Below are 6061 nucleotides of genomic sequence, written 5' to 3'. Positions count from 1 at the left end.
CGGCCGCCGCCAAGGCGGCGGCCGCAGCCTTCTTCTCGTCCAAAGAAGGGGTAGAGCAAATTGAGATCCCATCTCCAAATGGCGAGCGGCTCGCCCTACCCATCTTCTCCGTCGCCCCAAATAGCCGTGGAGCTCAAGCCATCGTTATTAAGGACGCAGGCGATGACCCCGACGTTACGGATGGGGCGCCTATCCATGTTTTGATCGAGCCGATGGCAAAAGGGGAGATAATTTTTACAGCGGGAGAAGGCGTCGGCACGGTGACCAAGGAGGGGCTCTTGATACCGGTGGGCGAGCCAGCCATCAATCCTGTTCCAAGGGAGATGATCTCGGCGGCCTTAAAAGAGGTAATAGAGATGTCGCTCCAGGTTACCATCTCTATCCCAAGAGGAGAGGAGATATCGAAAAAGACATACAACCCGCGCCTTGGAATAGTTGGGGGACTCTCCATCCTTGGGAGCAGCGGGCGGGTTAGACCATTCAGCACGGAGGCCATCAGGTGTTCTATCCTCTGCGCTCTTAACATAGCTTCGGCTGCTTTCATCAAGACCCCGGTATTCGTTGCTGGCCGCATAGGGGAGCGCTCGGCTAAAAGCAACTTCAACTTGAAAGAAGACCAAATTATCGAGGTTGGCAACGAGTGGGGCTTCGTTCTTGAGGGGCTTGGTACTTGCGGATTTGAAGAGATTCTAATCCTCGGTCACCCTGGTAAACTCGTAAAACTTGCGGTGGGGGAGTGGAACACTCACTCTGCGCAATCGATATCCCCGCTTAGGGCGCTGGAGAAAATCGAGGGAATTTTTAAGACCCTTGAGCCCTCAAATTATCTTACGTTGGAAGGATTCTTCGGAGCTTTAAACGCAGGTGATAGGTCATTTTTGGCAGGAGAGATGAGTCGAGCCATTGCGGACTCGGTTGAGAAAAAGAGAGAGGGGAGAGCTAAGATCAACGTCGTTTTGACGGATATGAAAGGGCAAATCATGGGCTCCTATGGAGATCTTACGCCATGGCAGTGAAGAATAAAGCCTGGGTCACCATAGTCGGGTGCGGGCCAGGCTGTCCAACATACCTAACCGAAGCTGGCCGAAGGGCGATAGGGGAGGCTACGCTTTTGACTGGGCCTGCCCACTTGCTTAATTTATACGCAGGTCCAACTCAGCTTACGATGCCCTTTGAAGGCGACGTGGATGGTCTCTTGGACAAGATAGCGCCGCATCTTTCGAGCGACGAGGTAGTCATCTTGGTCAGCGGCGATCCGGGCATCAGCAGTCTTGCCAAGTCGGTGATTGCCCGGTTTAAGAAGGAGAATTGCGCGATCATCCCCGGGGTCAGCTCTCTTCAGCTCGCTTTTGCAAGGCTAGGAGAAGATTGGCTGGGGGCCAAGGTCATCTCCGCTCATAACGCCATTCCAAGCTTGAGTTCAGAAGAGATCTTGATCTATGACAAAATAGCCATTTTGATGGGCGGTTCAAAATCACTTTCCTGGTTAATTGATCTTTGTGCTCCGCTTAACGGGGCCTATTCCATCTTTCTCTTCCAAGATCTCTCTCTTGAGAGCGAGAAGGTTGTCAAAGTCTCGGTGGATGAATTAAAAAGCACCACCATCTCCTCAAGGACGATCGCCCTTCTCATCAAGGAGGTGCTCCTTTGAAAGTTTGCGGAAGGCTCTGTGGAATCGGCATCGGTCCGGGAGATTCGGAGCTCATAACCTTAAAAGGGGTTAAATTGCTTGGCTGCGCAAAGCACCTCGTCGTTCCGAAAAGCCGCCTCTCTTCAAATAGTTTGGCTTTTGAAATAGTTAAGCCTCACTTAAATCCCTCGGCCAAAGTGCACGAAGTCATCTTCCCCATGACAAGTCAAGCGGAAGCACAGAGGGCGGGATGGGCAAAGGCCGCTAGCGAGGTCTTTGCCATCCTCTCTTCAGGAGAGGACGTATGCTTTCCAACTTTGGGAGATCCCTTTCTCTATTCCACTTACATCTATCTGGTCCGGGTGCTCCGCGAAATGGAACCAGACTTGAGCGTCATAACGATTCCGGGGGTAAACTCCTTTAGTGCTGCCTCTGCTAAAGCTGAATTCAGTCTCGGAGAGGGAGGTCAGACGGTTACCATAGTTCCGGCCACAGGTAGCCTTAGCGAGCTTAGAGGCGCTCTTGCCAAGGGCGGAACCACGGTTATCATGAAGATCGGAGGGCGCCTTAGCTCAGTCATAGAATTACTCGAAGAATTTGGGGCGATGGAGGCGAGCGTCTTCTTTTCTCATCTTGGTATGGAGAATGAAATGGTAGAGACAGACCTTAATCGACTCAAAGACAGGGGACAAGAGACGGGGTATCTCTCCATCATCCTGACCAAAACTTAAAAGGGGGTTTTGCGAAGAATTGAAGGTCTACTTTGTTGGGGCGGGCCCCGGCGATCCAGAGCTTTTGACCAGAAAAGCGGATAGGCTCATAAAGGGCGCCCCAATATGCATTTATGCCGGCTCTTTGGTAAGTCCAGCCATCTTAAATCTAATGCCTTCGTCAACACAAAGGCATGATTCAGCGCGCCTCACCCTTAAAGAAGTGATCGATTTGATCGTTGAGGCAAGCAAAGCAGGAGTCGATGTAATCCGGCTTCATTCGGGCGATCCTTCCATTTATGGGGCCATAGGCGAGCAGATAATCGAGCTGGAAAAGCATGGGATCGCCTATGAGGTCGTTCCGGGGGTGAGCTCTTTTCAGGCGGCCGCGGCCGCTCTGGGCTGGGAGCTGACGGTCCCCGAAGTAAGCCAGAGCATCATCTTGACCAGAAGCCCTGGGAGAACCCCCATGCCTAAAGGTGAGAGTCTTGAGAGTTTCGCCAAAACCGGAGCGACGCTCTGTCTCTTCCTCTCAACCCATGCGGTCCAGCCCCTGGCCAAAAGCTTAGCCGAGCATTACGGTGATAGTTGCTCAGCCGCCGTCGTCTATCACGCCTCTTGGCCTGATGAGAGAGTGTTAGTCGGCGATCTATCAGATATCGGGGCCAAAGTTAAAGAGGCTGGGATCTCAAAGACGGCCATCTTTCTGGTCAAGCGACGTGGCGATGGATCCGCATCGCGCCTTTATGATCCAAATTTTGAGCACGGCTTTAGGCAAAAAGGTGGCCTGGATGGTTGACGTAATCCTCCTTTCAAAAGCGGGCAGAGAGGTTGCCCAAAGGTTGATGGATGAGATGCCAGAGCTCAGATTGCACGCTCATAAAGTTGCTGATTTGGGTAGCCAGGGGGCCGTTTTTGAAAGCCTCCTTCAACTGGTTGCTGATATATTTATTGAGAGCTCTGGAATAATCTTTATCGGTCCTTGTGGGGCGATCGTTCGAGCGATCGCCCCACATTTGAAGGGCAAGCTTTGCGATCCGACGGTTGTAGTGGTCGACGTCAAAGCAAGATATGCCATCAGCTTGGTCGGCGCCCACGAGGGTGGGGGAAATGATCTTGCCCTATCGGTCTCCAACATCATTAACGCTGAACCGGTGGTGACCACGACCTCTGAGGCGGTCAAATCACTTATAGTCGGGGTCGGTTGCAGGAGGGGTTCGACTCGCGACTCGATCATGGCTGCAGTCGATTTAGCCCTTTCCAGAATCAGGGCTGAGATAAGCGACGTTAGAATTTTGGCAACGGTCGACATCAAGAAGGACGAACAAGGCCTAAAAGAGGCGGCTGCCCAGCTTAAGGTTCCACTAAGATTCATCTCTTCGGATGAGATAAGGGAGTCCTTTTTCAATTTTGACATAACCCCACTTGCAAAGGATAGGGTTCATCTGCCGGCGGTGGCTGAACCGGCAGCTCTTCTTGGCGGGAGGAGGACGAGATTAATACTTCAAAAAATCAAGCTGGACGGGGTGACGGTGGCAATAGCCAAGGAAAACTCTTTGTAGTTGGGATCGGTCCATCGGCCAAGCTGGATAGAACGCTTAGGGCCGAAGCGGCGATCAGCGGCAGCGATATCGTCATCGGTTACTCGAAATACCTCTCCAATATAAAGGATTTGACAGAGGGCAAAGAGTGCCTCTCTTTCCAGATGGGCAGAGAAGAAAAGAGGTGTAAGGTAGCGACAGAAAAGGCTTTAGAAGGCCGCGTAGTCTCCCTTGTCTCCTCTGGCGACCCCGGCATTTACGGCATGGCTGGTCTTGCCCTTGAGGTGGCGGAAAAGATGGGAGCCCAAATCGAGATCGAGATAGTGGCCGGTATTTCTGCGGCAAATGGTCTTGCGGCGATTCTTGGCGCGCCGCTGATGCTCGATTACGCCGTCATCAGTTTGAGCGATATCCTTGTTCCCTGGGAAGTTATTCGCCACCGCCTAGAGGCGATGGCTTCATCAGATATAGTGACCGCCCTCTATAATCCAAGGTCTGCAAAGAGACTCTTTCAGCTCGATGAGGCGGTGGAGATCTTCCTTAAATATCGGCCCGCCAAGACCCTGGTTGGGGTTGGAACCTCGATCGGTCAAACGGATGAAGAAGTGATTTTGACAACCTTAAAAGACCTTTTAACCAAAAGAATAACCATGAAGAGCGTGATAATCATCGGAAGCGAAGGGTCAAAACTTGTTGCAGGTCGTTTCGTAACACCCAGGGGGTATAGGGTTTGATCCTTCTTCTTGGGGGGACGAGCGAGTCTCTTCCCATAGTCAAAGCATTGATTGCCAGAGATTTTGAGGTCTTGCTTTCGACTGCAACTGCATATCCCCTTGCTGGCCTAGAATCAATTCAAATCGAGAGGCGGGCTGGAAGCCTGGATATCGGCGGGTTCGAAGACTTGATTGTTAGCAGAGGAATAACAGCCTTAATTGATGCGACCCACCCATATGCCGCCGAAGTCAGCTTAAGTGCCGCTTTGGTTTGCCGAAAAATGGGTACCCCATATCTAGCCTTCGAACGGCCAAGCGATCTTCTGGGTGTGACCGGCCTGACTTGGGTTGCCGACCACACCGAGGCCGCCTCATTGGCCACTTCGCTTGGCAAGGCGATTCTATTGACCATCGGAACGAAAAATCTTGGCCACTACGTAAAGCTGGCTGAAACTTACCGGATTCGGCTCATGGCAAGGGTCCTCGATAATCCGGTGTCGCTCAGCGAAGCTCTCTCTTTTGGATTAAAAAGAGAGGAGATAACCCTCAGAACTGGTCCTTTCACTTTTGAAGATAATCTGGAGATGATCGCAGAATGCGGAGCCGATGTCCTAGTCACAAAGGATAGCGGCAAGGCTGGCGGCACTCGCCCAAAGGCTCTGGCCGCCCTAAGCCTTGATTGTAAGGTAATTGTAGTAGAGAGGCCCAAACGATTTTCAGGCGCCTTCCATTCAATCGTTGACCTTCTGGGCGCGCTTGATGAGTACGTAAAATAGGATGGCTGCTAAATTTTCTCATTAAACATAAGAGGGCCCCGATCGGGCCCCTCTTATTTAAGAGCTATCTTTAAGTTAGCTAACCTCTTAAGCGAACCAGATATTTAGCCTGGCTTCCACCATCTCCATAAGCCTCTCCCTGAGGGTCTGCGTCTCTGAGTTAGTAAGATTCAATTGTCCGACCTTAAGCTCGCTCCTCTCGTTGATTCTTTCAACCAAGAAGGCTCTGGCCTCCTTACGGGTTTTGCCAAAGCTCTCAATAACATCAGCTATGGTCTGGACCGGCTAGCCTTCTTTCGGCTATCTCCATCCTTGTCAGTCCGGTGAAATCCTCTATCGCCGAAGTGCTAACAGATCCTCTTGCACCGCCTGAAAAACTGCCTGCTTTGTAGTTGAGATAATTTCCCATACAATCAGCTTGGGTTTTTGCGCGGAGGCTGCTTTTCGAGATCTGGCTGGGTTCGCCATAGGCAAAGCTTGTACTCAACGAGGCAAGCAGCATTAAAGCCGTGATAAAAAATAACAGAACACCCTTTCTCTTCATCGTTTTCACCTCCCTCACCTTTTTTAACTATCACAATTTGAATGATAAAAGAGTAAGCTGAGAGTTTGCTTAAAAGTTGTTATCTTGATCTGGGATATGAGCCCACCAGCTTGAACTAGTAGCTAAGAGTGAATGGCAACCTGTAAA

General features: G+C 51.2%; 9 protein-coding genes. 7 read left to right on the top strand and 2 right to left on the bottom strand.

All coding sequences use genetic code 11. The features are described 5' to 3' along the window. The 7 genes from cbiD to cobK form a co-directional block, all read left to right on the top strand. Positions 1–1016 (top strand): cobalt-precorrin-5B (C(1))-methyltransferase CbiD (gene cbiD / locus QMD53_06630; GenBank protein ID MDI6800319.1); only part of this gene is annotated, 1016 nt, incomplete at its 5' end. Beyond that, entirely contained in the window at positions 1007–1651 is a 645-nt protein-coding gene (gene cbiE / locus QMD53_06625; protein MDI6800318.1) for a precorrin-6y C5,15-methyltransferase (decarboxylating) subunit CbiE, read from the top strand. The genes cbiD and cbiE, both read left to right, overlap by 10 nt. Next, entirely contained in the window at positions 1648–2361 is a 714-nt protein-coding gene (gene cobI / locus QMD53_06620; protein MDI6800317.1) for a precorrin-2 C(20)-methyltransferase, read from the top strand. Before cbiE ends, cobI begins: the two co-directional genes overlap by 4 nt. 19 nt (positions 2362–2380) lie before the next feature. Then, positions 2381–3139, top strand: a complete 759-nt coding sequence (gene cobM / locus QMD53_06615; GenBank protein ID MDI6800316.1) for a precorrin-4 C(11)-methyltransferase — start codon at positions 2381–2383, stop codon at positions 3137–3139. Then, positions 3132–3902: a cobalamin biosynthesis protein gene (locus QMD53_06610; GenBank protein MDI6800315.1), complete on the top strand. Its 771-nt coding sequence runs from the start codon at positions 3132–3134 to the stop codon at positions 3900–3902. The genes cobM and QMD53_06610 overlap by 8 nt, the downstream gene beginning before the upstream one ends. After that, entirely contained in the window at positions 3836–4615 is a 780-nt protein-coding gene (gene cobJ / locus QMD53_06605) for a precorrin-3B C(17)-methyltransferase (protein ID MDI6800314.1), read from the top strand. Before QMD53_06610 ends, cobJ begins: the two co-directional genes overlap by 67 nt. Next, positions 4612–5370, top strand: coding sequence for a precorrin-6A reductase (gene cobK, locus QMD53_06600; protein ID MDI6800313.1), 759 nt, complete (start codon positions 4612–4614; stop codon positions 5368–5370). Before cobJ ends, cobK begins: the two co-directional genes overlap by 4 nt. A gap of 87 nt (positions 5371–5457) precedes the next feature. On the opposite strand, the gene QMD53_06595 is transcribed toward cobK, so the two are convergent. Together QMD53_06595 and QMD53_06590 are read right to left on the bottom strand one after the other, a co-directional pair. After that, positions 5458–5589: a hypothetical protein gene (locus QMD53_06595; protein MDI6800312.1), complete on the bottom strand. Its 132-nt coding sequence runs from the start codon at positions 5587–5589 to the stop codon at positions 5458–5460. A 46-nt stretch (positions 5590–5635) separates the two neighbouring features. Further along, complete coding sequence (locus tag QMD53_06590) at positions 5636–5914, bottom strand: hypothetical protein (GenBank protein MDI6800311.1); 279 nt, start codon at positions 5912–5914, stop codon at positions 5636–5638. Between the last annotated feature and the right edge of the window lie 147 nt (positions 5915–6061).

The organism is Actinomycetota bacterium, from assembly GCA_030017835.1.
In the GTDB taxonomy this organism is placed as follows: Bacteria; Actinomycetota; Aquicultoria; order UBA3085; family Oleimmundimicrobiaceae; genus Yes70-04.
The sequence above is the reverse complement of the archived record's forward strand: the minus strand, read 5'-3'. Positions and strand labels throughout refer to the sequence as shown.